This window comes from Vibrio sp. CB1-5 (assembly GCF_059412285.1).
In genome coordinates this window covers 17,009-43,243 of record NZ_JBJHPB010000024.1, presented here as the reverse complement: position 1 = coordinate 43,243, position 26,235 = coordinate 17,009, and the positions used below count along the sequence as shown (strand labels likewise).

The window sequence follows — 26,235 nt, the reverse complement described above, 5'->3', positions numbered from 1 at the left end:
CGTCATCGTCGGAGCAAAAGGGGAGTGAGACACTCGATAGTCCACCCATGCTCAATATGAATGATTTAAGCGTAATAATTTGTTTATTCATGACATTCCTGCGGATGACACTCTCGCTTGAATCATTTCTAGAATGCCTTTTGAGGACACACCAAAATTGTGTGAGCAGTAAGCCAAGCTCTAGAAGCCACCTTCCGTCCAGATAAGCTCCATTTAGGGGCTCTGGGTAACATGGAGAAACAGCTGCACATCCATCATATCGCACGATTTAAAAACGACATTGCATGGCCGGGACCGGTTTGGGGCAATACTCCGGGCTAGTTTCGTCAAGAAGAGGAACAACAGCAGATGCTGCAACGGATTCAGAATGTGTTATCGCTGAGTTCGATGTTTCGTAAGGCGTAAAATACAATGTAATGCGACAGCCTCGCCTCTACTGACATAGTTGTTAACACCGTGGATGAAAGCGTGCTACTCGCAATCGTGTGTGCACGTTTTTGGTTGCCTGAATTTGGTCACATAGTTAGAGTTCTATATATAAGGAAAAGTAAGTCAAATTTCAGGATTTAAAGTCAGGTCTAACTCTACACTGACTCACAAAGGGGCATTTTCGAGTCAGACACCTCAAACAGCACGGTTTTGGACAGAAATAGTCTACGTCCGTTCGTTTTAACATGCCCCAAGTAGCCGTCATCCTCACGAAAGTGAGGATATCCTACCGCATGTAAGTAACTCAAAAAATTCGACCAAGTCACGTAAATCAGCTTCGTGACGCGCTGAATGAGATCCCCTTTTTCAAGGGGATGACGGTAATTTTGGGGTGCTTTGAAACACGAAACGGGGCAAAAATGGTTTAGCTCAAACACACTAAACCATTAAGTGGGAGTAGAAAAAGCACCCTGAAACCTTAAAGACTCCACTAAACGCATAGTAAAAATGCCACGTGTATCACTTACTATTAAATGCTTTGATTCGCACATTATGCCGTCAGTGCTTCACCACTTTTAGGTATAATCAATACGTTACTTATTCATTGCCGCTTGTACCGATTTAGCAGTATCCAATACTGTTTTAGTAAAATCGATAGGTATCCAATTAAAGATTCGCATGGTTTCAGTCACATCGCCGTTAAATGTGTTGCCAATATATGGAAGCATGCCTTTAAGGTCATTATTAAAATTAGCCATTAAACGCAGGAAAAAACTGGGTGCGACACGCGTACTCACTTTATCGTAGCCGTTCGATTTTAAAATCTGCGCCATCTCTTGAAATGAATGGGCTTTTTCAGTGCTCACTATAAATCGTTTGCCATTGGCTTCTTGATTCTCTAACGCTTGCACATGAATATTAGCGATATCACGTACATCAGACATATTAATGGCAGCTTTTGGTAATACAGGCATTTTACCATCGATAAGATTTTTGTAAGTTGACATCGATTCGCCGGTGAGATTACCGGAAAGTGTTGGGCCATAAACCGGGCCTGGATGCACCGTCACCAGCTCCATTGGCTTATCGCCTTTCTGGTCCTTAATGAAATCCCATGCACTTTGCTCTGCTAACGTTTTACTTTTTAAATAGGCAGAAACACGCTTGGCCTCCACATTGGTCCAGCTAGTATGGTCGATATCAATTGAACCATTGGCATCTCCCAGCATTGCCACCATTGATGAGGTAAGTACGACACGTTTAATGCCTGCTCGCTTAGCCGCTTTTAGTGCGCGTTGTGTCCCCTCAACAGCTGGTTTTATTAGTTCATTTTCATCCTTAGGTTCACTAGTCAAAAAGGGAGACGCAACATGTAAAACATAATCGCACCCTTGCATCGCGTCATCCCAACCCTCATCTTCCATCAGATTCAGCTCGCAATATTCAATATTACCTTGAGGATCAACCACCTTTGCAATGCCTTGCGTCACCTCATCGGCTTTAGATAAACTTCTCAGAGAGCCTTTAACCGCGTAACCTTGTTTTAATAGTTCAGCAGCACAATGTTGGCCGATATACCCCGAAACGCCTGTCACTAATACTTTTTTCATCGATAATTTACCTTGTAATTTAGGCTATGTTGCGCATGAGTGCTCAGCGATATTTCTACCGACTAAAACGCAAATGTTATTAGAGTAAGCACTTGTATTTAGGTGTTGTAGATAATTTACAAGCGCTTAGCTCACTTTAGTTTATCCATCGGGCTTAGGCCATTATTTACCATATCTATTTATAATTATTGATCTTTGGACTCGCTTGGTTTGCAGCTAGCCATAGGTCATTAGCAGGCGGGGTCGGGTCTTGCTTTTTGACTCTCATTACTTTTGTATATCAAAGTTAACCGAACGTCATTGTTTGAACTTTGAGGCGTAACTCACTTCGGGGCGTGCGACGTGAAGTCGTATGAAGCGCTGTTCACCGCTCAACGAGTGAACCATCTGTATCACCAGATGAACCTAAGGCTCTGAATAAAGTAGCGAGCCTGACAATGTAACGAAGACTGGTCGTGCACCAGTCGGGATTGAAATCGTGAGAGGACGATCCTCCTGATAACCACAATTGGGTGAGTGCTAGGTAGTCAGCATGATGAATGTAAGTGAATCCGTTCAAGGTGCGTTATGTGATGAAACAGCGGAAGTGGTTAATACGCTGTGGCCAAAAGGCAAGAGAGTCGGAATGAGATTGCCCCATGCTCATTCGTGATCATTGAACTCTCCGCACCATAGCGGGCATCTAACCTGACACTGCGCGACATACGGAACACGGTAAGCCTGTATCACTCCCTCTGGGAAAGCCTTTTTAGCCGATAGTGATGCAGGTATAGGAGGTCGGAAAAAGCGAAGGCTGCATTATAACGATGCAGATACAGACTACTGTCTGGTCACGAAAGTGAGCCCACTTCCGACTGGTATTCCATTGCGAAAGAACTTGAAGAACTTTATTAAGGAAGAAAAGCAAATGATAATTTCAAACGAGATTAGTGCCTCTTCTGACAGCGCTCAATGGCAGTCTATTGACTGGAAACGCGTTGAGTCGTCTGTATTAAAGCTTCAGATGCGTATCGCAAAGGCAACTAGAGAAGGTAAACACGGCAAGGCGAAAGCCCTGCAATGGATACTGGCGCACTCTCGCTCAGCAAAGCTTCTTGCTGTTAAACGAGTGTCGCAAAACAAAGGCAGTAAAACGCCAGGAATAGACGGTGTCATCTGGAACACGGATGCGCGCCGTATGAAGGCAGTCAATCAATTGAGTAGAAAGGCATACAGAGCCAAGCCACTCAAGCGTATTTACATCCCCAAAAAGAATGGCAAGCTTCGACCACTGGGTATTCCGTGCATGATAGACCGAGAGAATAAAAGGACACACACCAAAAAGTATGAAATTAGTATGATTTTGCACAAACCGATGGACTAGCGCCGTTTTAACTAAAGGCTTCCTGCTAAAGTTTCTCTAAATTCATGGAGAAATGATTGATGACTACCGCCAGAAAGCAACTCGTATCCGTTGATGCCACATCCTATTATCACTGTGTTTCTCGCTGTGTAAGGCGCAGCTTTCTATGCGGTAGAGACGCGCAAACAGGGGCTTGTTATGAGCATAGACGCCAATGGATTGAGCACAAAATCTACGCACTGACACATGTCTACTGTATTGATATCTGTGCCTACGCCATTATGAGTAACCATTACCATTTGGTGCTCAATATCAATAAGGTTCGAGCTACGGCGCTCTCGCAACGCGAAGTGGTCGAACGCTGGGGCAGAACGCATAAGTTACCTGTACTGATTCAACGTTGGTTAAGAAATCAGCTATCAGACAAAGCAGAGCAAGAAAAATGTACTGATATAATTGAAACGTGGCGCGAGCGGCTGTGGAGCTTGAGTTGGTTTATGAAAGAGTTAAACTTCGATATCGCCTGTAAAGCCAACCGAGAAGATAACTGCAAGGGTCATTTTTGGGAAAGCCGATTCAAAAGTCAGGCTCTGCTCGATGAAAAGGCCCTAGCTGCTGCCATGGCCTATGTGGACTTAAATCCCATCCGATCTGGCGTCGCATCAACTCCAGAAACATCGGACTACACCTCGATTAAGGCGAGACTAAATGCATTGAAGAGCGAGCAACCCACCGCTCCTTGCTTACATCCATTTATTGGCACCCCAACCAACACGATGTTGGATGGCATCCCTTTTCGGCTTATCGATTACATCGAGCTTGTTGACTGGACAGCTCGGCAGTTTTGTGAAGATAAAGCTCAAATGAGTCAGCATTTGCCAACAATACTTCATCGATTAGACGTCACTCAAACCAACTGGCTTAAAGTGTGCACACATATGGAAAAGAGAAGAGCCACAGCGATAGGAACTCGAACAGTAGCTCTGAAAACGAAAGCCGTGTTCAACAAAGAGCGGCTGCATGTTTATCATTTAGAGTAGTTTTGATTCTGGCATTCCCTCGAAAAAAAGCAGCACAGCTGCTGATACCGTTCATTTCGAAAAAGCGTTAGGCTCTAACGTCTGGTACTCCACTTCCCTAAAATGGCATTCCGAGAAGGTTTAACACTCATCGTTTATTGTGCTTGTGAGAGGTGGCCTATTTCTCGTTGTTAGCTTTGTATTCTATTCAATATGGTGTGTGTCCTTATTAATCTATAAATCCCGTCGTACCATAGAGCGTTATCTCCACCACTATCGTCGTGAAGGCATACGTTTTGTTTTCAATGGCAATATTTAGTAATAGCCTCGCATTGGCCTCCAAGAGTGCAGTGCAAACTGAATAACATTCTTCATTTCATCCCCTGAGTAGGTAATAAAACCAACCCCCTCTTCGGGATCCCACACCTTAAGTTCATCAATAAAATGGGTGGGATTCCCTAATTGATCTTTGAGTACTGTGACGCCATACACTACGATTATATGACCCATAGACTTACCTTCGACCTGAATACCCACTATAACAGGTGAACGGGAGTACATCAGGTCTTGAACGATCAAAGCACCGATACCGTTATTTACCGACCATGAAGAGTTCACCTCTGATACCCCCTCAATAACTTCCGTCAATGTAGCTGAGTTGATCTCTGTAGATGATAAATTTCCCTTAACTTTCTCTATCAATTCATACTGGGAAACTTTGATATTGTTGTACATATACACTGATTGTATTGCGGCAGCCCAGCACGTTTCTTTCGAAATCTGAGGATTAAGATCCAAGCTTCTAAAGTCGGACAAAACAATGTCATATGTCATATAGTCTTCAACTCTATACACGACTTCTGATGACGAGTGAAATGGGTCCAATATATAGTAGCCACTGATACTTCCACCATTTCCACAGCCTGATAACGTCACCAACACCAGCAGTATTAAAACTGTTGTATTTCGCATACCAACCTCCTGCAAAGCTTCAGAAGCATGTTTCTTGGTTCTCTAAATTACGCATCACGCATTTCACGCAGTTGTCATAGCCAAGGGCTTCCAAGTGTTCTATCTCTGATGAAGATAAATCGGGAAAGAACCCTATCTCCTGCAGGCCGTTGCAAACTTGAATAGGATGTCCTCCTCCACCAGATCCGCCATAGTTAGCGCATGCTGATAGAAACGATACTAAGGCTAGCATTACTACTGCTTGGAACATTTTTCTGTTTGAGCAACCAACTGAACAGTCCTTAACCATTTCTGTTTATCCTCTCTAAGATTTAAGCCAACTTCCGCTATCAAATAGTTAGCGTCCGGTTTTAAATTTAATAATGTCATGTTAAAGCCGAAACTTGAAATCTCACTAGTTCTTAATGTCTTATTCTTCTCTATTGATTGTCGATTAACCTTATTATCCTTTAGGTTTTGCAATCGTTGAACTGGTTCGAAATCTGGGTAAAAAACAGTAATCGAAGCCCCATCGATGGTAAAAGGAAGTGTCCCAGCGTTTTTAACCTCAACATTAAACCTGAAAGTACAATTACTCATCTCAAGGACATTTGCTTCAACTAATACATGTGTTTTGTGCTCTTCTTTATATATGAAAAAATATACCGACCACAAAATACCAAGCGATATAAGAACTTTTTCAATTATCTCCAATATTGATTTAGTCGTATCAATATTCATGCTATTTTCCACTTAAATTATTACTAAAAGCAAAGTGACAAAGCAACCAATCCACCTCAACTGTTCTTTTTCTAGCGTTATTCTATACGTTTGACCAAACATCGAATCTTACCCTGATTATTTCCGTAGAAGCGCTCAAGATCATTGGCAAACGGACAAAGTTCACCAGAAGCTTTTGGGGAATAAGTCATCTCTGCACCAATCCGGAATACTTCTTTGTCTTCACAACCAATGGATGCGCACAACTCAAACCAGTCTGCATCTGGGACTCGCCTAAACGGCTCCATAGAGGAGATAGGAATTTCCCTTAATCCAAGTTTCACATCCGTTCTATCCCAGCCGTCAGCGTTGCATTCAACACTAGCATCTTTCCATTTCTCACCGCCTTTAACGTGGAAAGTGTAGGTTTTCCCCGACTGAAGATATAGACCAGTTCGATTGTATTTTTCTGAAGCAAATACGGTTATCAACTTCGTTTCACCTTTTCCCAGTACGGTCAGGTTCTGCTGAGGGAGTTCGATATGAGCCCTAATTCCTGCACATGTGATACGCTCATTATCCTGATAAACCAACTGATGTTTCACTTTTTTTAGCGACTGAGGACGGTAGTCCTGATCATGATAAATTCGGTTAGCAACTGACCAGTGAACAAGTGGCATCCGAGTAGATATTTTGTCATTCTCTATCACGCAGCAACATCGGTGGCAAAGGGTAACTAAACTAAACGGCAACCAACGCTCCTGCTCATGGCTAATACCGAGCGGATTTGGATTGATGGCAATATCATCTTCGCTGATATCATAATTAGCACCGAAAGGAAGTACCGAAGTGAAATCCACATGGTACGTTTTTCTAATTTCTATTCCAATATCGAGGTCATGAAGCCAGTTCATATAATAACCCATCGCATTATCTGACAACCCGTCCTTGTTATAACCACCTCCAACGTCGGCGTGTGCACCTGCAAACCAAATTTCAGTCACCTTGTCTTCCTGATTCATCAGAGTTGGCTGAAACGCCCTGCGCTTGTCATCCAGAGATACAAGATGTAGGGCTTTGATCACGTTCTTTGGTAAGGAGTGATTTTCGAAGACAACCTCAGACTCCGGCCGGTCCCATTTACTCAGATTCGGTGCATTGATAGAAGCAACGGTGTCAAAAACAGCCTCATAGATGCAAGGCTTTGAGACTTTGTCCCCAACCAGTTTGGCAAATCGCCTAGCAAGTGCAGCGCCCCGACTAAACCCCGTGACTAGTAAAAGATCCGTATCAGCATTGAAGTTGAGTGAATTAAAATCTTTCATTGCCCTGAGCAAAATATGTCGAACATCGGCGCCTTCCGGCGAGAATAATGTGTTGATCGCTTTCTGAATGCGATTACCGTACGTACCAACACCAGCATAATAATAACAACGTTGCGTGTTAAGCCAACCTTTTCCTTGCTCAGAAAGTGAACCGCCACATAGCAGATGGAGTTTAAGGATATTGGTTATGCTATCGTCTTCAATTTTTCCTTCGTAATCCACATCTTGAACAGCATCGTCTGGTGAGTTGCACGTACCATCAAAATTAAATATGTATAGCCTAGCCATAATTCATACCTTGTTTTAATGTTCTGAACATTCTCGTGATTAGAGAAGTTACATATTAATTGACATCTAAAGTGTAGAAGCTTTGGTTTGGGCACAGCGTGATGAAGTTCAATTTTCAACCAAAGCAAAACATCACAGCTTGCTTTTTGCTCCATTTATTAATTTATCCTTGGAAATCAGATACAAAAGGACTTTGTGTGAGCAGGAATAATTACACAGAATAGGGCATCTTTGAGTTTAACTGATTTGTGCAGCAGGCTGTTGAACCAATTTTTCTTATGAAGATTTACCGTGCTCTAAACACATTATGGGGCATTTCTGTGTTTAACGTCGTGCCAACACTTCCGTTGCTTCGGCGCGTCCATACTATTCAACTAGCAAGCTCTACTTTAACTTCCGTACTAGGGAGAGTCCATGCATGCGGACACTGGTTAACCCCCTAGTGATTCTATATTCTCTGAGCTATCTCGCAGAATGCTCGCACACTAATCCCCCTCACATTTCCCTACGATATCTTTCGGCTTGAGTTTCCCTGACCTAGGCACGTGAACAAGGAATTGTTCAATGCTGGTTAGATTATAGATTGACACTTGCGTACCCAACTGGGTTGCAAAACAATGACTTGGAGAGGTAATTAATGGTCGTTGGCGTTATAGAGCACAACAAGAGCGAATCAAAGATAGAAGCTTCAGATTTAATGTCGGACTTATCGCCCATTCAGACACAGATCATAATGATGGCTAATCAAGATTCGAGCGACGTTCTTCATGCATATAGTAAGCTGAGTGAGTCAAGTGAGGTGCATGATATGCTCAAAGAGTGCACTAAACGCCGTACCCCAGAGCCAAGTATTGGGATTTCAAACTTAGCCGGTTTAAAAACGCTACAGTTCATCCATGATTTATATCCAGAGCAAGAGTCTCCGTTAGTTCGAGCTTTAAAACGAATGGAGTGTATTCAACATAACCACCCTAATATAGAAGATACAACACACGATACAGTTTTGTGTTACCTAGAGGACCACTATAATTTGATGCGGCAGGCTCGTCTAGCGCTAGAGGCAGCTCAATATGACAAAATCAATGTTCTGGTTAAAGACATTTTAAGTAATCCTGTTCCACAGTTGACAGCTGTAAGACAAAGATCAGATCAAGAAATTGAAAGCTTCCATGAGGCTTGTGCGCCTGAGAACTTTGCTCACTGTCCTACCATACCACTGATAAGCAACAATATTGGAACAAGTAACATTGAAGCGATCTGTAAGATGTACTTACGCCGAAAAAACAATGACAGAAATCTAAAGAAAAATGATGACGGTGACTCTGTTGAAGCGCTAGAGACGATTAGAATGTGCATGGTAGTTCACAAGCTAATTGGAAAGTTTGATGTTACCAGTATCACAGTAGAAGATGGCGACTTAGCTTTAGAAAAACTAAGAATGTTGCCTAAAGTTCATCAGTCAAAACATGACAAGGAAGTATTCCACCCATACCCCGTTTCGGACTGGATAAAAATAAATGAAAAGGTGAAACGAAAAACAGTCTTAGAAAGCACTGTTGGTCGTTACCTAGAGAAAGCGGCAACCATTTATAAATGGATTGAAAAACACCTAAAATTAGATACACATAACCCATTCAGTGGATTAGGGACGAAAAAAGAAAGCCACAATACAGCTGATGACGTAAATCCCTTTGAGAAAAAAGATCTACTGACTATTTTTACATCACATACGATAAAGCGACATAAAACAAAGAAAATTTATAACTACAGTCAGTTCTGGCTGCCGCTTATTGCGCTACTTTCAGGTATGCGCCCAAATGAAATAGCGCAACTAAAAGCGAAGAACATTCATTGCAAACATGGAATTTTGCATTTTTCCCTATCAAACTCAGATGAAGATCAATCGTTGAAAAATAGAAGAGCTAAGCGTTTAGTACCAGTGCATTCAACACTATTGTCACTAGGGTTCGAAAAGTATCTTCAACGTTTTCATTCAGATGATCTACTCTTTCCTGAACTAACATATAGCAAAAAAGGCGGTTATTATAAAAATCATGGCGAGTGGTTTAGTCGATACTTCTCTAAGCTAATTGATCTCTCAGCAGAGAAAAAAAGATTTTCTAGCTTCCGACACAATTTTATCAACCATTTTAAACAGTCTGGTGTACTCGCCGCGGTGCCCGCTGCTTTGGTTGGGCACGAAAACGGCACAATTACGTATGACCGTTACGGTAGCAAAGCTGAACTTGAGAAACTCAAGGAGGCTGTCGAAACAATCAAATTTGATCACTACCTTGAACAAGTAAAGCCATTCGAGTGGCTAGAGTAATCCACTTCAAAGAAACTAGTTCATATAAGTCTACCCTAGTTCACCATGAACCCATCGCGTTCATATAGGTTGCTAGGGTAGCTAAATGAACCATAGTGCTTAAAGGTATCTAAAAGACTCATTAAGGGTAGTGATGAAAATTAGAGCTTACTTAAGAGCATCGACTAGCGAACAGAATGCTGAGCGAGCTAAAGAATATGTGCGCAACTTTGCAGAATCACAAGGCCACGTTATCGAACAATTTTACGTAGAACAGGCTAGTGGTCGAATTTACGAAAGACCTGAACTCAACCGGCTAATTGAAGACTCTTTCGCAGGTGACGTTCTTCTAGTGGAGCAAGTCGATCGTTTAACACGAATGAAAACTGAAGATTGGGAAAAGCTTAAAGATAAATTGAAATTCAATGGGTTGAGAGTGGTCGCAATTGACTTACCAACGAGTTATCAAATATTAACTCCGTCAGTAGACCAATTAACCAGCGAAGTGATGAGCGCCGTCCTGAAAGGGATAAATAACTTGATGCTCGATGTTCTTGCAGCAATGGCCTCAAAAGACTACATCGACCGACGTAGGCGACAAGCTGAAGGCATAGCTCAGAACAAGGCGAACTTTAAGGGTAAACAACAAGTTCAAGAAACAGTGGACAAGTGTTTAGAAGTAGACAAGTACATTGAGGTAAACCAACTATCACAAGTTAAAGCATGCGAACTCGCTGGCGTTTCAATCTCAACTTGGAGACGATTTAAAAACCGTTCCGCATCTTCTTCATAGACCGCATCTAAAATCAAGCATGCTGACTAGCGCTGACATAGTGTGAGTGATGCTCGTAGCTTGCCAGCATGCTTGACCTATCGTAAGCAAAACAAACAGTATTGAGAAAGTCTTGGGATCTCAATTTGGATAAAGATGGAATTGGGAAACAAGCTGTTTCGCATTCTAGTTCATTTACAGATATTGCATCGGCGCTGCTGTTAGCAAGTCCAATACCGCATGGTAACGTAATAATCGCCCTCTTTCTGAAACGCTGGCGAAGAACCTTGGTAGTCGGCGCTTCATAACTCATAATTGCCCCAAACCTTCACAGAACCTGCAAACGGAACACCTGAGCAGTACACCAATAAAACAAGTTAATCTAATCCGTGCTTTGTTCTGTTCTACGGGTTTTTAAGTAGTTCGCCCCCATAACTCTAGATCTAGTCACATAACAAGTTGATACCAGTTGAGTTTCATAATGGACGCCAGCAATATAGACGGAATGCAAATACGGAAGAAATCCGTCTAAAAAGCGTCAGTTTTCTGAGTACTTAGTGAGGTTAATAGGTAGCGTTTATGAGCAAGATATACAAATACTTTGGAAGTTCAGTTTTTGAGTTGGTTTTTGATAAAGAAGGTTTTTGTGGTGTTAAATGTTCTTTGCCTAAGGACTACAATGACCCTTACGAGTTATTCCTAGCAATGGATTTGAATATTCCAACTGAATATTTAGCGTTCTATAGTGACGTCATTCAGGAGATGCCTCAGTTTCCTACCTCATGCTTTTCCAAGTCCCCTATTGTATCTCCGATGTGGGCTCACTATGCTAATAATCATACAGGTTTCGCAATTGAGTTTGATTTAGAAAAACTCCAACAACATTTTGACGGAAATCCGTTTTGGGACGTCGACTATCGTGAAGGTCCTCATAAATCGCTTGGGGACATTGTTCAGCGAGCTGCAGAACTAAAAAAACCACGATACACATATGACCTCCAGCGTTTTGCCTTTTCCGAAGCATACTTTTCTAAATACGCTCAATGGAGCTATGAAGAAGAGTTAAGATTTGTGGATACAACAGGTGTTATCGAGAAAGTGGCTGGTAACGATATATTGTATATTCCAATGGACTGCTTAGTATCAGTTATTATAGGTCCTAAATCTGATGAAAATTTGATTACTTTAAGTCAAGAAGCGGTAGAAGAATGGGGGCTTGATTGGTATCAACTGGTCATTGGTAAAAGCCATCCTCAGCCGTATTTCAGATCATATGACGGGACTATATGCACTTTTAAGGATGGAGACATTCTTGCCCATGACGAACTATGTGATAATTGTGAAGAGCCAGTTAGTGGTGGTAATGAAATGTGTCCTTGGTGCAGCATTACGGAAGCTCATGAGATTGATGCAGCAGCAGGTAATCCATTCCGGTTATTAAGTGAAGCAGGGCAGCTCGAAGATTATATGCGTTCAATGGATGCAATACACCGAGAGTAAGAAAACTTACAAAGCATTTAAGAGTGATTCGCAACGCTTGGCACTTTTTGTGCCATCGTTGGGTTTTGTGTTTATGGTGGTTTGTTTAAGTTTCGTGGTAGCGTTGCTCACACGTTAATGCGGCGTATATGCTTCCTGCGTAAAGATATAAAAACGGAGTTTTCATGATTGATTCATTGCTGAAATATGCTCCACTAATTTCTGCATTTATGCCGCTATTAGTGATCGTTTTGACAGGCTTTTGGGTTCATAAACGTTTGGAGAAGATAAAGAGTCGCCTGCAACTTGATCATGCGATTATCGAAAAACGTGCGGCGATATACGCTTCGGTACAAGATGAAATTAATACTATATATTCATACATACTTCGAGTGGGTGATTGGAAAGAGTACACACCTACAGACATCTTAGAGTGCAAACGAAAAGTGGATAAGACTTTTCATTCAACACAGCCCTATTGGTCTAAGGAAGCTTTTGAAGCATATCAACAGTTTATCAAGGTGTCTTTTAAGGCATATCGAGGTCATGGTAAAGACGCTGGTATTATCGCTAAAGTTGAACGCTATCAACGGCTTGATAATTGGAAGCCTAGTTTTTTTGAATCATTTGAAAGTGGTTATGACAAAGAAAGATTGATTGCAGCAAATCAATCACTAATGAGTTCTTTGTCCAAAGATTTTGGTATCAATTAGCACGCATATTGCAAACGACTATGGCGTCAATAGCTAAATTTTGGCTATATTTTCATCCAACATGACGCCATCTCGTAACATTGAATTCAGTATTACAATCATCTTGCGAACGCAGGCAATGATAGCCAATTCATTGGGTTTCCCAGCTTCTAAAAGTCGTGAATAAGTGGTTTTGAAAACAGGGTTAAATTGCATGGCTGACATCATCGTCATGTATAAAACGGTTCGTACTTGCGCTCGACCGCCTTGGATTATGCGCTTACCTTTGTAGCGTCTACTTTCGCGTGTGATTGGAGCGACACCTATCAGTGACACCGCTTGTTTATTCGTGATGTAGCCAAGTTTTGGTACGTTGCCAATTATAGATTCCGCGACGATGTTTCCTATCCCTAGAACGTTCTGCAATATTGTGTTTTTAGTCTGGTATTCATGGCTATATAGAACGAAAGCATCGGTCTCAGCGGGGGAGCTTTGCGTTTTGATGCATATTAAGTTATGTTTCTGTAATTAAGAAAGAAATTTGAGCTGGGAAGTTTCATGTCGATTATTCGTCACATCGGTATACGTAATTTTAGAGGTATTCAATCTCTAGACTGGTATCCAACAGAAGGTGTCAATTGCATCATTGGTCCAGGTGACTCAGGAAAGTCTTCCATCCTTGATGCAATTGACTTTTGTCTAGGTGCTAGGCGAAATATCAGTTTTACAGATGCTGATTTTTATAACGCCAATGTTGATAATCGAATTGAAATTTATGTCACTTTAGGATGCTTAAATGACGAACTTCTAAGCATTGAGCGCTATGGTAGTTTCCTCCGTTCCTACAACCTTGCTACTCAGGAATTCTACGACGAACCTCAGGCAGGCGCGGAAACTGTTATTACAGTTAGTTTAGTCGTGGATAAAGGTTTAGACCCAGACTGGGGCTTATATTCGCATCGCGCTGCTCAGGAAGGACTAGAGAAGAGGCTTCCTTGGAGTCACAGGGAGCTAATATCACCCACCAGATTAGGGGAAGGGTCTTCGCGCCATTTTACGTGGGGGCGTAACTCACTTCTAAACAAGCTATTAGACGATAGATTTGATGTAAGTGAAGTACTCACCGAAGTTTCTCGCAATGCCAGACAAGCCTTTGCACAGCAAAATGTGGATGGGATTAACAATGCACTCGCAAGTGTTCAAGGTGTAGCATCTTCACTCGGCGTAAATTTAGGTGAGCTACAAGCTTTACTTGATGTGTCGAGTGTTTCAGTTTCGCATGGCGCAGTGAGCTTACATGATGCTAATGCAACGCCAGTTAGGCAAATGGGTACAGGCTCTACTAGATTGCTTTTAGCGGGAATTCAAAAATTGGTTTCCACCTCAAAACTGTTGATCATTGATGAGGTAGAGTTTGGCCTTGAGCCATTTAGAATCAGTCGTTTGTTAAAAGAAATCGGTGCAAAAGAACAGCAACCAATACAACAAGTATTTATCACAACACATTCCCCATTTGTTCTCCGAGAATTAAAATCGTCACAGCTACATATTCTGAGGAAGTTTTCAGTAGCCGGGCAACCTCAAATAAATCACCTTATGTATTCGATGAATGGTAGTGACGAGCATCAATCAACTTTGCGAGTATGTGCAGAGGCATTTTTGAGTAATAAAGTAATAGTCTGCGAAGGAAAAACAGAAATTGGACTTTTAAATGGTATTGATGCTGTTGAGCAAGTACAGGGGCAGCATAGCATCCAATCGCTTGGTGTTATGCACACAGATGGCGGCGGTAGTCATATGTTTAAGCGAGCTAAAGTCTTTAATGAGTTAGGTTACCCTGTTGCAATATTTAAAGATTCAGATATCAATGATCAGCAGGAAGCATCCATTAACGAAGCAATACAACTGGGCATACCTATGTTTGAATGGGGTGATAGCCAAGCTACTGAGCAGGCAATATTTAATAATTGCCACGTTAATCTAATTCCGCAATTGTTAAATATTGCAGTTGAGAGAAAAACTAATAACGCGGTAAATGCACACATTACAAATGCATCTGAAAATCAGTTTAACCTCTCAATTTGTACTCAGACTCCTCATGATGCTCACCGACTGTATCTTGGTCTAGCAGCAAAGAAAAAAGAATGGTTCAAAGACATTGAGCCTATGGGAAATGTTGCAGAAACAGTTCTTTGGCCCAACAAACTATCCATACAACCTGAATTTACTCAAGTGTTAGATAACCTTCTTGTGTGGGCACGACAATAGGGAATACAAGTGTCAGCAGAAATCATATTAGAAAATGAAATTGGAGCTATTGAAGCTCCAGCAGGATGCGGAAAAACTCAATTAATTGTTGAAGCTTTGGCTATTCCACCTGTTAAGCCATATCTGGTTTTAACCCACACAACTGCTGGCGTTGCAGCTCTTCGAAAGAGACTTACTAGGGCAAATGTTCCAGCAAAGAACTATGTATTGTCGACTATTGATGGCTGGTCGGTGAGAATAGCGAGTAGTTTTAGCCAAAATTGTCAAATAGCCTCACCCGTTGAAAACTCTCGAACGTATTACCCTGAGTTAAGAAATGCAGTAAGTCGCTACTTGGCTACTGGAAGTCTGCATGAAGTGATCAGAGCATCATACTCACGGCTGATTGTTGATGAATACCAAGACTGTAACCAAGAGCAACACAATATTGTTTGCTCTATTTCACAGTGTATCCCAACTACAGTCTTAGGGGATCCTATGCAGTTGATTTTCAATTTTCGAGGTACACAGATTCCCAGTTGGCAAGCAGAGGTCTTAAGTTATTTCCCGTTGCTAACCGAATTGAATACACCTTGGCGCTGGATAAATGCACAAAACCAAGAACTGGGTGAGTGGGTGTTGGAATGCCGTAGGAGGTTGGTAGCCGGAAACAATATTGATTTAACACATAGCCCTAACTCAGTATCGCATATTCAACTGAGTCAAAATCATCAAGAAAATATGCGTCTGAAAAGTACGGCACAATACCAGCTTAGAAACGCTTATCCCCAAGATTCTTTACTTGTTATTGGTAACTCAATCAACGCAAGTTCACGACATTTATATGCGAGCCAAAATAACGGGATTGATGTGGTTGAGCCCGTTGACTTAAGAGATTTAGTTACTTTTTCTGAGCGACTAGACGTTGAACTGGGTGAGCAATTAGCGACTTGCGTAATCAGTATTTTTGGTTCACTGGCTACTGGAATGGGAAATTCACATTGGGTTCCAAGAATAAGGACAATATTAGCTGGTAGAAACAGGAACGCACCAAGTCTAACCGAAGCTGCAATAGTCGTATTTATTCAATCGAAAACAGCAGCTAACTTTCTGGCAATTATGAATGCTGTTGAAGCTGATGATAATATTAGAGTTTATCGACGTGCTGCATTCAGTGCATTAAAGAGTGCCATAAATAGCGTTGTTTGTGAGCCATCCTTGAGCTTCAAACAGGGCATGGAAAGAGCCAGAGAAAGTCTACGTCAACGAGGTGATACCCGTATTCCAAATTTGGCTATAGGCAGTACTTTATTGCTTAAAGGCTTGGAAGCAGATCACAGCTTAATCATTGATGTAAGTAACATGAATAGCCAAAATTTGTATGTTGCCTTATCAAGAGGCGCTAAAACCATATCTATTGCAAGCTCAGCTACAGCACTCCCATGAATGCTTTATTGCAGGTGTTAAGCTAACTCATTTTTGTCCAAAAATGAGCTGTTGAGTCCGCAAGACCGGTGTGAGCCCGCAAGACTGGCCACACCATCACGCTTGCACCAGGGTGTTCCACTTATAATTCTATCTCCAGAGGTACATTGGCCGCTCTACTTCAAAGGCTTCACCTTTTTAAGGACTTCATCAAATTTCACCGTCTCAATGTAGTTCCTCAAAGTAGCCAAATCTGCTTTACTGCCATAGGTATCGTAAGTGATGCTTCCATTCTTATGGCCAACAATCGAAGCGGGTACCGCTGCTATAGAGCCTCGCTGCTTGAACTGATCGATAAACGTATGGCGGAAACTGTAAAACCGCTTCCCTTCGCCAGTTAAGTCAATGTAGTTAGAAAAATATCTCTTGAACCACTCGCCAAACGATTTGTAATAGCCTTCCTTTTTGCTGTAGGACAGCTCAGGGAACAGCCGCTCTTCAGAAGCAAGTGGTTCAATGAATCGCTCAAAGCCCAACTCGATCAGTTTGCTGTGCACTGGCACTGCTCGTCGTGCGCGTTTGTTCTTTAGAGATTGGTCTTCATCTTGATTTGATAGCTGGAAGAACAGTATGTCGTCTCTGAGAACGCAATCCTTGCGTTTGAGCTGAGCAATCTCGTTAGGTCTCATTCCGCTGAGAAGCGCGATGAGAGGCATCCAGTATTGTGAATATTTGGGAATCCGCTTGGTGTAATGTCTTTTGATTTTATGTTCGGTGAAAATGGGTTGACTGAATATTTTTACAAGGTCGTTTTTGCTAAACGATGCAACATTGTCCTCTTCATCTAGCACTGGTCCACCGCTTTTAGATGCCAAACCGCAGAAGGGGTTGATAGATTGAACAGGAAAATTGTCTCGTATCCAACTGTAGATCGTTGAGGTTTTCTCAATGTATCTGCCCACTGTCGATTCTGAAATCACCTCAAGTCCGGCACCTTGATTGATTTTAACCCATTGATGCTTTGGAAAAGCATGGAAGCGTTTCTTGTTAATTTTAGAGTTGGAAACTTTAGGAAACGCTCGTAGCTGTGAGAGCGCATGATCTGCATGGGTGACGTTGATTTGAGTAATATCGTGAACCCCAATAAGCTCATGAACAAGAAGGCACATCTCAACCGTTTTCTGTGCTTCTAGCGCCACACCTTCACTATTTTTTCTTACCCCTAATTTGTTGTTTCGGTGTGTCTGGTATTGTTCGCAATACCACCGGATATCCACCTCACTCGCGCTCACTGCACCAGTGTTACCTTCTCTTTCATGCGCTTTCGAAGCAGTTATGTCAGCAGGGGTATCAACTGCAATGTTTTTTAATGGGGGATGTTGCTCAAACTCCTCGAAACATTCACCTGGAGCAGCTTCCGTTGAACTCTCGACAGCGTTTTGCCTTAGTGCTTTCAGTACTCTCGAAAATCGTGAAAAGTCGAAATATTCCAAACTGTTACGAGCTTCCAGCATTAATTTATAGTGACGAACAAGCATCTTTTGTGCTTTATTCTTGAAGGGTTCCTGACAGGTCAAACATTCGTCGGAAATCAGTGCCCACATTTGCTGGGCTCTTGTATCTGGTGATGTGGTGCTTGGATACAGCTTATGGATGCATTGTAGGTCTCTAAAAGCGGATAAGGAGAGGGTCTGCTTGTCCTTACCTGACATTAACCTTCGTAGTGCGCCTTGAAGCCTTGGCGAAGCTGAAATCCTTTTGTATGCGTCTACAGCTAGGAACATATCCACTTTCATTCTGGCAACCAGTTGGCAAGTGACAAGCTCTATTCCTTCACAAGACGACGGTCGATCTATCGCGTCTTCTACCCTGCAAATGACGTCAACAAGCCGTTTTTCAAGCTCTAGAGCTTTCGAACGAGCCTCTCTTGGCGTCACTTTACCCAACGAATATTTATATTCAAATTGACCATAAAAATAGTCACGAACACGCCGAGGAAATTGGAAACGGAAAGTCCAAGAATGATTACTAGATTGAGTGAGATAGCGCATAGCTCAGTACCTAAGTTCAGTACCAGTCGCGTTTTCTATGCTATTTGAAAGGTGTGGTGCGTTATAACTCGTTGATTACAAATTACTAAACGCTAGATGGGTGGAAGCCCCAGCCACATCCCGGCACACAAGTCACTCGCTGCGGCTGCTTCCTTCCGGACCTGACCGAGTTCACGAGCTATTGTTGCGGGAGGACCAGGGCCTCCATAGATTTTGTTGCTGTTGCGCTGTGAAGGGTCACTGCTGCAAAGCGTGGGAGGATTATCTGGCATCGGAGCGACGATTGCAAGGGCTTGCGAGCAAAACTGTTTGCTTTATCTGTTAAGTGCTTACAGATTAAACAAAGCGCCCAACATTGCTTCGTTTCTTAAGATGTTAGGCGCTTCAAAAGGAGGGGGTTATTTAAAAACTACACTTCTTGTTGTTCATCCTCGATGTTGAGGATGTAGTCGGTGATCCAAGCTGTACCAAGTAAACAGAGCCAAACGACAAACACTGGCTTAGGGACATCAATGGTTGGCACCACCACCAGCGCTGCAAAGCCAACACTTGGAAGCGTCCAGCAAAGCAATTTGTTCCACTTAAAGCCAGTCAGTTTGCCAAGGCTTTCCATTGAGGCAAGCATGCCGGTCATACACAGTGCGATGAGCGCGGCGTATGGAAGTCCTGCCGCCCACATAGGTAAGATTAGCATCAATGACCACCAACTGTGTTCGGTAGAGCCTTTCCAATTCTTAGCAGCAAACCAAGCAACGAATACCGAGAAGGCTTGGACGAGTGTCACCATTGGGGTACCGCCGAGTTTGCCTGCCGATTGTGTCAGCATAATACCGACGTTCAGCGTGAGAACGATAAGCCCTACAATGCTGACTATCCAAATATTGCTGCGCTTTGAAAACGCGACCATAAGTACCGGCACCAATATCCAGACTGCGACAGACATAGCAATAGATTGCAGCGGCAAGGTCAAGCCATACACGACCATAGAAGCCAGCAGCATCACGCCTGCGATACCACCTTGCGGCAAAATCCACAATGCAGGGATCATGACTGCTAACACGGGTATATCACCCTCAGTAACACCAATGGTTCTGGCACAAATCATCGCCAGCACACTTGTGATTACGAATTGAAACACCGAAAATACCATAGCTCCCCCCTCATACCTTTCCGTGGCAAATAAAACTGGGACAGTTTCAGTATGGATCAATTCAAAGCGCAAATCTTTGCAGTAATTCACCAAATTCCATTTGGAAAAGTAGCAACTTACGGTCAGGTTGCAAAAATGGCGGGCTATCCGGGTTACGCAAGACATGTTGGCAAGGCGCTTGGCGGCTTGCCTGAAGGAAGTCGTTTACCTTGGCACCGCGTCATCAACGGTAAGGGAGGAATCTCACTAAAGGGGGATTCGTTTTTGAGACAGAGATCGACATTAATGGAAGAAGGCGTGGAGTTTTCAGTGAAGGGTCGTGTGCGCTTAAAAGATTTTGGTTGGCAGCCCTAAGACTGCCAACTCATATTCGTTATCTCACGCCCACCAGCAGCAAGTTCACCTGCTCAGTGCTGTTCGCGTCGGTAATAACTGGGTAAGAGGTGTCCGAGATGAACCGCAGCTTACCTTCCACTTCAATACGTGCGCTCACACTGTAGGTATGCTTTGGATTGATCTCTTGAGTGTCGTAGCTCAGCTCAAAATCGAACGGCACCTGCGCTCCATCTGTTGTGAAAGTTTGCTCACTGATGACTTTCGCCGCCACATCTTGTAGCGATACGTCTTGAAGTTTCACTGTCACAACGGCATCAGCAGGTAATGCAATTCTCTCTCGGTAAGCGATGGTGCCTTTCACTGATGCCATTGTTTCTTGCTCTGAGACTGTCGTTTGTTGGCTTTCTATTTTCTCGTCGGTTTGCGGTGCAGTTTGGCAGCCAGCTAGGCCAAAGATCAGCGCCAATGCGCCAAATTTTAGTAGTTTCATGAGACCTCACTTGATGGGGCGATTAACTCTGTTCGCGATAGCTTTATTAAAAGCACATCGCTAAGTTATGCAATAAAGATAACAGAATTCTACCGTTACGACGTCTCTGCTCGGTCATTTTGCGGAAAAAACGACTCAATTCCTACAAACCACCGTATCCCTTGACGAATCCATCAGTAAAATCCACACTTTGCCCATTACAAACAAAAAAGACCTATTTATGAGCAAACCATTAACAGAATTACTCGAACTGCTGCAATTAGAGCAATTAGAGCAAGGGCTATTTCGAGGTCAAAGCCAACATTTAGGCTTGCCTCAAGTCTACGGCGGCCAAGTCATTGGCCAGGCGCTGTCTGCTGCGCGTTATACTGTGGCAGAAGATCGCACCGTGCACTCATTCCACAGCTACTTTCTTTACCCTGGTGATCCTCTAAAACCGATTATCTACGATGTTGAAAACCTTCGAGATGGCCGCAGTTTTAGCACCCGCCGCGTAAAAGCGATTCAAAATGGTCGCCCTATTTTCTATCTTACGGCTAGCTATCACTGTGAGGCGCCAGGCTTTGAACACCAAAGTACAATGCCAGAAGTGGCAGGGCCAGAGAACTTTGCCTCTGAATCAGAACTCGCGATGCGCATTGCTGACTTCTTGCCAGAGCAAATCCGTGAAGTGTTCTGCAGCGAAGAGGCGATTGAAGTGCGTCCTGTACACGTTGTTAATCCATTGAAGCCTGAGAAGATTGAAGCCAAACAGTATCTTTGGATCCGTGCGAACGGTGAGGTTCCAAACAATGAGCTCATTCACCAGTATGTGCTCGGTTACGCTTCTGACTGGCGTTTCCTCACTACCGCTCTACACCCTCACGGCGTCTCTATCTTTGCACCTAAATTCCAGATGGCCACCATTGACCACTCTATGTGGTTCCACCGTCCAGTGAACACTAACGAATGGTTGCTATATGCCATTGATAGTCCTAACGCGAGCAATTCCCGTGGGTTAGTGCGAGGCGAGATCTTTAACCAGAAAGGTGAACTGGTTGCCTCGACGATTCAAGAAGGTGTGCTTCGATTTAACGAGTAGTACGAAAACGCGCCTTATCAAATCGATAAGGCGCGTTTTTTAGTTTACGGTGATTCGCGTTACTGTTTTGGGTTTGGATATTTACCAAACTTTCGATTAATCAGATAGTTAATAACACGTCTTGCAAACCCAGAATACGGAGAATACAAAAAGCCTGTCGAAGCCCACTTTCCTTGCTGCATCACAGGGCGCATTTTTGAAAAAGTCTCAAACCCTTCTTTACCGTGGTAGTGCCCCATTCCACTTGGCCCTACACCGCCAAACGGCAAGTCATGCTGAGCCACATGCATCATCACTTCGTTAATAGTAAACGCACCAGACATGGTGTTTTCCATCACTGCATTTTGCAGCTCTTTGTCGTCAGAAAATAGGTAAAGCGCCAACGGTCTATCACGTTCTCCAATGAAGTGATAAACATCGTCCATCGACTTATAAGTGAGCACCGGTAAAATCGGCCCAAAAATCTCACGTGTCATGACCGCTTCATCGCTGTTCGGTGATACGACTAAATGAAGAGGAAAACGACGCGTCTCTGGATCGGGCTCGCTTGCTGGGATGAGGTTGATCACTTCCCCCTGCCCCTCTTTTGCTAATGCAAGGGTGTCCTGCAAACGCTCAAAAGAGACAGCGTCAATCACGGCGGTGTAATCAGGGTGGTCGATGGTTTTAAAGCGGCTTTTCATTACGGATTTCGCGGCTTTCACTACCTGTTTCAGTTTATCTTCTGGCACTAACAAATAGTCAGGGGCGACACAGGTTTGCCCTGCGTTGTAAACTTTCCCTCCTAAAATCCTTTTGATGGCTTTTTTGACGTCGTAATCAGGGCCAATAATCGTCGGCGATTTTCCGCCAAGTTCTAAAGTCACTGGCGTGAGATTTTCCGCAGCCGCCGCCATTACCTTGCGCCCCGTACCACCCGAGCCGGTAAAAATCAGATGGTCAAAAGGAAGCTTAGCGAATGCCTGTCCGGTACCGCCCGTTTCAGCAACAAAGCAAATCTCATCTTGGGTAAACGCACTCGCGAAAATTTTGGCAAGTGTTTGGCAAAGATGCTGGGAGTTTTCTGACATTTTGACCATCACACGGTTGCCCGCAGCTAGCGCTGCCGTCATTGGCCCTATCGCTAAAAAGAGTGGGTAATTCCATGGCACGATGATCCCCACGACACCCAGAGGCTGAGGGACCACTTTGTTTTTTGCCGGCCAGAACCAAATCGAGGTATGACGCTTTTTGTCACGCATCCACTTTTTAAGCTGCTTGCGAGAATCGACAATACCTTCAATAGAAGAAAACAGTTCGAGTAACGCCGTCTCGGTAGACGAGCGATGACCAAAATCTTTGCCAATCGCCTCACAAATGGCTTCTTGGTTATCTCGCAATACTTTTTCGAGCTTGAGTAAGTTTGCCCTTCTTAGCTCACGACTGATAAACGGCGCTTCTTTAAAAGCTGCTTGCTGCTCTTTTAGTCGCGTCATCATTTGCTGTTCATTTAGGGTAACCATACTCATTTATTGTGCTCCTTTAACAAGTAACGCTTGTAGTATTTGTTGGCATTGAAGTACGTTCATCTCTTCAGGAACCGGATATTCTCCGAAGGCTTCTTTAATTGCTTGCTGAGCAAGCGCCGGAATGTCCTCTGCACTCAACGCAGTAATGTGTTTTGGAATGTTCAGTCGCTCCAAAAGCGCTTCGACATCTTGAATGAATGCCTGACTGTTTTTATAACCGAGGGTGCACGCCAGCATTGTCAGCCTCTGGTTATCTCTTTGTGCAATAAACTTGAGCACATGTGGCAACACCATAGCGTTCGCTCTGCCATGAGGTACGTGATAAAACGCACCAAGCTGATGGGCGATGGCATGTACGTACCCGATATACGTTCGAGTAAACGCTAGGCCTGCTTCAAAACTCGCCACGGCCATTTTCTCTCTAGCTTCGCTGTCTTGACCATTTTGATATGCGCGCGGCAAGTATTCAAAAATGGCTTTAATCGCATTTAGCGACAAGGTTTCGGTTTTGGCGTTGGCATATTGGCTTAGATAGGATTCAATCGCATGTGTGAGTGCATCGATACCGGTTTCTGCCGTGATTTGTGGCGGAAGGCCTAGCATGATTTGTGAATCTAATACGGCAGCCTTAGGCACTAAAAATGGATCGGTAATGGCGCGTTTGGCTTTAGACTCAATATCACTGACAACGGCAGCAACGGTCCCTTCAGAGCCAGTGCCCGAAGTTGTCGGAATGGCAATTAGCGGCATGATTGGGCGATGCACTTTTAGTAAGCCTGGTAGCTTTGCGACATCTTTCTTAGTTTTTACACTTGCCGCAATGGCTTTCGCGCAATCCATAGGAGAACCGCCGCCAAACGCAATAATCCCATCACAGCCAGAGTGACGATAACGTTCTGCCCCAGCGCGAACCGTCGCGTAGTCAGGATCGGGCTGTACTTCATCAAACACGGTAAACGGCATATCGGCTTGTTTTAACGCCTCTAGCATACCATCAAGCAATCCTAATTCACGCAGCACGCTGTCAGTAACGATGAAGGGGTTCGTCACAGAAAGATCACGGCAATAGCTTGCTACATCAAGCACTTTACCATTGCCAACGATGCATTGAGGCTCGGGAACAGGTACCATTTTGATAAATGGTTTTTTCACCGAGACCAACATCTGATGCAACATAAAAACACTCCTTTGTCTTTATCTATCAACCTATATTTGCGCCGCTACTATCAATGGATAGCTGAAACTGTCTATAGGTTATAGAGTGATTACTCAGAGCTGGCAAGACTGCCGAGTCTAAGTTGAGAACTATTACCAAATCAATATATTGGCAAAGCAACGTATAGGCGAATCAACGTATTGGCAGTGCCGTCGTGTATTTCAATGGTTCCATTGCAAAGGTCGACGTGACATTCGACAATCCATCGATACTGTTGACCAGTTTTTTATAGAATTCATCAAAGCACTTCATGTCTTTGACCAACACTTTCACCATATAGTCATACTCCCCTGCCATCCGATAGAACTCCATCACTTCAGGGAATAGCGATACCGTTTCTACAAACGCCTGGTACCATTCATGGGAGTGATTCGTCGTCTTGATTTGCACAAACGCGGTAAACGACAACCCTAGTTTCTCAGGGTCTAGAAGTGCGACACGTTTATCAATCACCCCACTTTCTTCAAGCTTCTTTAGGCGCTTCCAACACGGCGTTGTCGTGAGGTTTACGGCTTCAGCAAGGTCGTTCAGTGATAACGTGCCATCTTGCTGAAGCAGCGACAACAGCTTCTTATCTGTACTATCTATATCCAAAATAGCTCCAGAGTAGAAAATTTTTCTACTTATTAACAAAAAAAAAGTAAATATAGCAAATTTTTTCTCTCGATCAGTAGGTAAATTATTATCATCGAAATCGTGAAGCAGGAAACCGCCGCTATGTGTACTGACCATCAATGGATTAACAACGCTGTTCGTAAACTTGAAGCTGACTTTCAACGCTCGGCTGACACACACCTAATCAAGCTGGATTTGCCAAGCATTGATGGGATTGATGTCTATCTGAAAGACGAGAGTACACATCCTACAGGCTCACTAAAGCACCGTTTAGCACGTTCTCTGTTTCTGTACGCGATTTGTAATGGTTGGATTGGTCCTGAGACAACGGTCATTGAATCTTCTTCTGGCAGTACCGCGGTATCGGAAGCGTACTTTGCGCGTCTACTTGGGTTGCCGTTTATTGCCGTGATGCCAAAGTGCACCGCACGAAAAAAGATCGAACAAATTGAGTTTTATGGTGGTAAAGCACACCTGGTTGATCGCTCGGATCAAATCTATGCTGAGTCACGCCGACTTGCTGAAGAGTTAGACGGTCACTACATGGATCAGTTTACTTATGCTGAGCGTGCGACTGACTGGCGTGGTAACAATAACATTGCGAACTCTATTTTCAGCCAAATGAAGATGGAAGATCACCCTGTACCAAGCTGGATTGTGATGAGCCCAGGTACAGGCGGCACGTCTGCAACCATTGGACGCTTTATCCGCTACCAGCAGCACGACACCAAACTGTGTGTGGTTGATCCTGAGAACTCAGTGTTCCATGACTACTTCAAAACAGGCAATGCCAACATCACTGGCGACTGTGGTAGCAAGATTGAAGGCATTGGTCGTCCGCGCGTTGAACCAAGCTTTATCCCCGGTGTGGTGGATGAAATGCGCACCATTCCGGATGCGGCAAGCATCTCAACGATTCATTGGCTAGAGAAGACCTTGGGTCGCAAGGTCGGCGCTTCTACGGGTACGAACCTTTATGGTGTGCTGCAACTGGCGAGTGAAATGAAAAAACGTGGTGAGACTGGATCGATTGTGACCCTACTGTGTGACAGTGGCGAGCGCTATCTTGATACTTATTACAACCACGAGTGGATCAATGACAATATTGGCGACTTGCGCCCATACCTGGACAAGCTCGAAACATTCGAAGCAACCGGTGAGTTGGCCTAACAGCTGTCATT

At 43.5% G+C, this 26,235-nt stretch carries 20 protein-coding genes, 1 other RNA gene and 3 pseudogenes; 12 read left to right on the top strand and 12 right to left on the bottom strand.

Annotated features, from left to right (window positions below; genetic code table 11):
• Positions 1 to 165: 165 nt before the first annotated feature.
• Positions 166 to 405, top strand: a pseudogene (locus ACJB0T_RS16305) (HIT family protein); the annotation flags it as partial.
• A gap of 617 nt (positions 406 to 1,022) precedes the next feature.
• Here the strand turns inward: ACJB0T_RS16305 and ACJB0T_RS16300 are convergent.
• A complete protein-coding gene (locus ACJB0T_RS16300) occupies positions 1,023 to 2,039 on the bottom strand; it encodes an SDR family oxidoreductase (RefSeq protein WP_479289226.1) in 1,017 nt (338 codons plus the stop codon).
• Positions 2,040 to 2,946: 907 nt separating this feature from the next.
• Here ACJB0T_RS16300 and ACJB0T_RS16295 point away from each other — a divergent pair.
• Both ACJB0T_RS16295 and ACJB0T_RS16290 read left to right on the top strand, forming a co-directional pair.
• A pseudogene (locus ACJB0T_RS16295) lies at positions 2,947 to 3,354 on the top strand (reverse transcriptase N-terminal domain-containing protein); the annotation flags it as partial.
• A gap of 107 nt (positions 3,355 to 3,461) precedes the next feature.
• Positions 3,462 to 4,421, top strand: a complete 960-nt coding sequence (locus ACJB0T_RS16290; RefSeq protein WP_479289224.1) for a transposase — start codon at positions 3,462 to 3,464, stop codon at positions 4,419 to 4,421.
• A gap of 294 nt (positions 4,422 to 4,715) precedes the next feature.
• Here ACJB0T_RS16290 and ACJB0T_RS16285 read toward each other — a convergent pair whose 3' ends face one another.
• The 3 genes from ACJB0T_RS16285 to ACJB0T_RS16275 all read right to left on the bottom strand — a co-directional run bounded on the left by ACJB0T_RS16285 (position 4,716) and on the right by ACJB0T_RS16275 (position 7,684).
• Positions 4,716 to 5,372: a papain-like cysteine protease family protein gene (locus tag ACJB0T_RS16285; RefSeq protein WP_479289222.1), complete on the bottom strand. Its 657-nt coding sequence runs from the start codon at positions 5,370 to 5,372 to the stop codon at positions 4,716 to 4,718.
• Between the two features lie 234 nt (positions 5,373 to 5,606).
• A complete protein-coding gene (locus tag ACJB0T_RS16280) occupies positions 5,607 to 6,092 on the bottom strand; it encodes a hypothetical protein (RefSeq protein WP_479289220.1) in 486 nt (161 codons plus the stop codon).
• A 77-nt stretch (positions 6,093 to 6,169) separates the two neighbouring features.
• Positions 6,170 to 7,684: a phospholipase effector Tle1 domain-containing protein gene (locus tag ACJB0T_RS16275; RefSeq protein ID WP_479289218.1), complete on the bottom strand. Its 1,515-nt coding sequence runs from the start codon at positions 7,682 to 7,684 to the stop codon at positions 6,170 to 6,172.
• A gap of 637 nt (positions 7,685 to 8,321) precedes the next feature.
• Between ACJB0T_RS16275 and ACJB0T_RS16270 the strand changes: the two genes are divergently transcribed.
• The 4 genes from ACJB0T_RS16270 to ACJB0T_RS16255 all read left to right on the top strand — a co-directional run bounded on the left by ACJB0T_RS16270 (position 8,322) and on the right by ACJB0T_RS16255 (position 12,956).
• The gene (locus ACJB0T_RS16270) at positions 8,322 to 10,013 is read left to right on the top strand and encodes a site-specific integrase (protein WP_479289216.1); all 1,692 of its coding nucleotides are present in this window, start codon (positions 8,322 to 8,324) and stop codon (positions 10,011 to 10,013) included.
• 133 nt (positions 10,014 to 10,146) lie between these two features.
• Positions 10,147 to 10,785, top strand: coding sequence for a recombinase family protein (locus ACJB0T_RS16265; protein ID WP_353498238.1), 639 nt, complete (start codon positions 10,147 to 10,149; stop codon positions 10,783 to 10,785).
• A 558-nt stretch (positions 10,786 to 11,343) separates the two neighbouring features.
• A complete protein-coding gene (locus ACJB0T_RS16260) occupies positions 11,344 to 12,264 on the top strand; it encodes a DUF2971 domain-containing protein (RefSeq protein WP_353498237.1) in 921 nt (306 codons plus the stop codon).
• Between the two features lie 164 nt (positions 12,265 to 12,428).
• Positions 12,429 to 12,956, top strand: coding sequence for a hypothetical protein (locus tag ACJB0T_RS16255; protein WP_353498236.1), 528 nt, complete (start codon positions 12,429 to 12,431; stop codon positions 12,954 to 12,956).
• A gap of 33 nt (positions 12,957 to 12,989) precedes the next feature.
• On the opposite strand, the pseudogene ACJB0T_RS16250 reads toward ACJB0T_RS16255, so the two are convergent.
• Positions 12,990 to 13,385, bottom strand: a pseudogene (locus ACJB0T_RS16250) (transposase); the annotation flags it as partial.
• A gap of 108 nt (positions 13,386 to 13,493) precedes the next feature.
• Between ACJB0T_RS16250 and ACJB0T_RS16245 the strand changes: the two are divergent.
• Positions 13,494 to 15,203: an ATP-dependent nuclease gene (locus tag ACJB0T_RS16245; RefSeq protein ID WP_353498235.1), complete on the top strand. Its 1,710-nt coding sequence runs from the start codon at positions 13,494 to 13,496 to the stop codon at positions 15,201 to 15,203.
• Positions 15,204 to 15,212: 9 nt separating this feature from the next.
• Complete coding sequence (locus tag ACJB0T_RS16240) at positions 15,213 to 16,628, top strand: UvrD-helicase domain-containing protein (RefSeq protein ID WP_353498234.1); 1,416 nt, start codon at positions 15,213 to 15,215, stop codon at positions 16,626 to 16,628.
• A 155-nt stretch (positions 16,629 to 16,783) separates the two neighbouring features.
• Here the strand turns inward: ACJB0T_RS16240 and ACJB0T_RS16235 are convergent, their stop codons facing one another.
• From ACJB0T_RS16235 to ACJB0T_RS16225, 3 genes are all read right to left on the bottom strand, one after another.
• Positions 16,784 to 18,658 carry a site-specific integrase gene (locus ACJB0T_RS16235; protein ID WP_479289212.1) on the bottom strand — a complete coding sequence of 625 codons (1,875 nt, stop codon included), beginning with the start codon at positions 18,656 to 18,658 and terminating at the stop codon, positions 16,784 to 16,786.
• A gap of 104 nt (positions 18,659 to 18,762) precedes the next feature.
• An RNA gene (ffs, locus tag ACJB0T_RS16230) (signal recognition particle sRNA small type) lies at positions 18,763 to 18,859 on the bottom strand.
• A 208-nt stretch (positions 18,860 to 19,067) separates the two neighbouring features.
• Positions 19,068 to 19,808, bottom strand: a complete 741-nt coding sequence (locus ACJB0T_RS16225; protein WP_479289210.1) for a VP0952 family biofilm-associated protein — start codon at positions 19,806 to 19,808, stop codon at positions 19,068 to 19,070.
• A gap of 51 nt (positions 19,809 to 19,859) precedes the next feature.
• Between ACJB0T_RS16225 and ACJB0T_RS16220 the strand changes: the two genes are divergently transcribed.
• On the top strand, positions 19,860 to 20,162 hold the full coding sequence (locus tag ACJB0T_RS16220; RefSeq protein WP_479289207.1) for an MGMT family protein: 303 nt from the start codon (positions 19,860 to 19,862) through the stop codon (positions 20,160 to 20,162).
• A gap of 19 nt (positions 20,163 to 20,181) precedes the next feature.
• Here ACJB0T_RS16220 and ACJB0T_RS16215 read toward each other — a convergent pair whose 3' ends face one another.
• Positions 20,182 to 20,634 carry a YbaY family lipoprotein gene (locus tag ACJB0T_RS16215; protein WP_479289205.1) on the bottom strand — a complete coding sequence of 151 codons (453 nt, stop codon included), beginning with the start codon at positions 20,632 to 20,634 and terminating at the stop codon, positions 20,182 to 20,184.
• Between the two features lie 220 nt (positions 20,635 to 20,854).
• Between ACJB0T_RS16215 and tesB the strand changes: the two genes are divergently transcribed.
• Positions 20,855 to 21,715: an acyl-CoA thioesterase II gene (gene tesB / locus ACJB0T_RS16210; protein ID WP_353498212.1), complete on the top strand. Its 861-nt coding sequence runs from the start codon at positions 20,855 to 20,857 to the stop codon at positions 21,713 to 21,715.
• Positions 21,716 to 21,774: 59 nt separating this feature from the next.
• Here tesB and ACJB0T_RS16205 read toward each other — a convergent pair whose 3' ends face one another.
• The 3 genes from ACJB0T_RS16205 to ACJB0T_RS16195 form a co-directional block, all read right to left on the bottom strand.
• Positions 21,775 to 23,223: a coniferyl aldehyde dehydrogenase gene (locus ACJB0T_RS16205; RefSeq protein WP_479289203.1), complete on the bottom strand. Its 1,449-nt coding sequence runs from the start codon at positions 23,221 to 23,223 to the stop codon at positions 21,775 to 21,777.
• A complete protein-coding gene (locus ACJB0T_RS16200) occupies positions 23,224 to 24,399 on the bottom strand; it encodes an iron-containing alcohol dehydrogenase (RefSeq protein WP_479289201.1) in 1,176 nt (391 codons plus the stop codon).
• 172 nt (positions 24,400 to 24,571) lie between these two features.
• Entirely contained in the window at positions 24,572 to 25,033 is a 462-nt protein-coding gene (locus ACJB0T_RS16195; RefSeq protein ID WP_479289199.1) for an Lrp/AsnC family transcriptional regulator, read from the bottom strand.
• Between the two features lie 123 nt (positions 25,034 to 25,156).
• On the opposite strand from ACJB0T_RS16195, the gene ACJB0T_RS16190 reads away from it, so the two are divergent.
• Entirely contained in the window at positions 25,157 to 26,224 is a 1,068-nt protein-coding gene (locus ACJB0T_RS16190; protein WP_479289197.1) for a PLP-dependent cysteine synthase family protein, read from the top strand.
• The last annotated feature ends 11 nt before the right edge of the window (positions 26,225 to 26,235 follow it).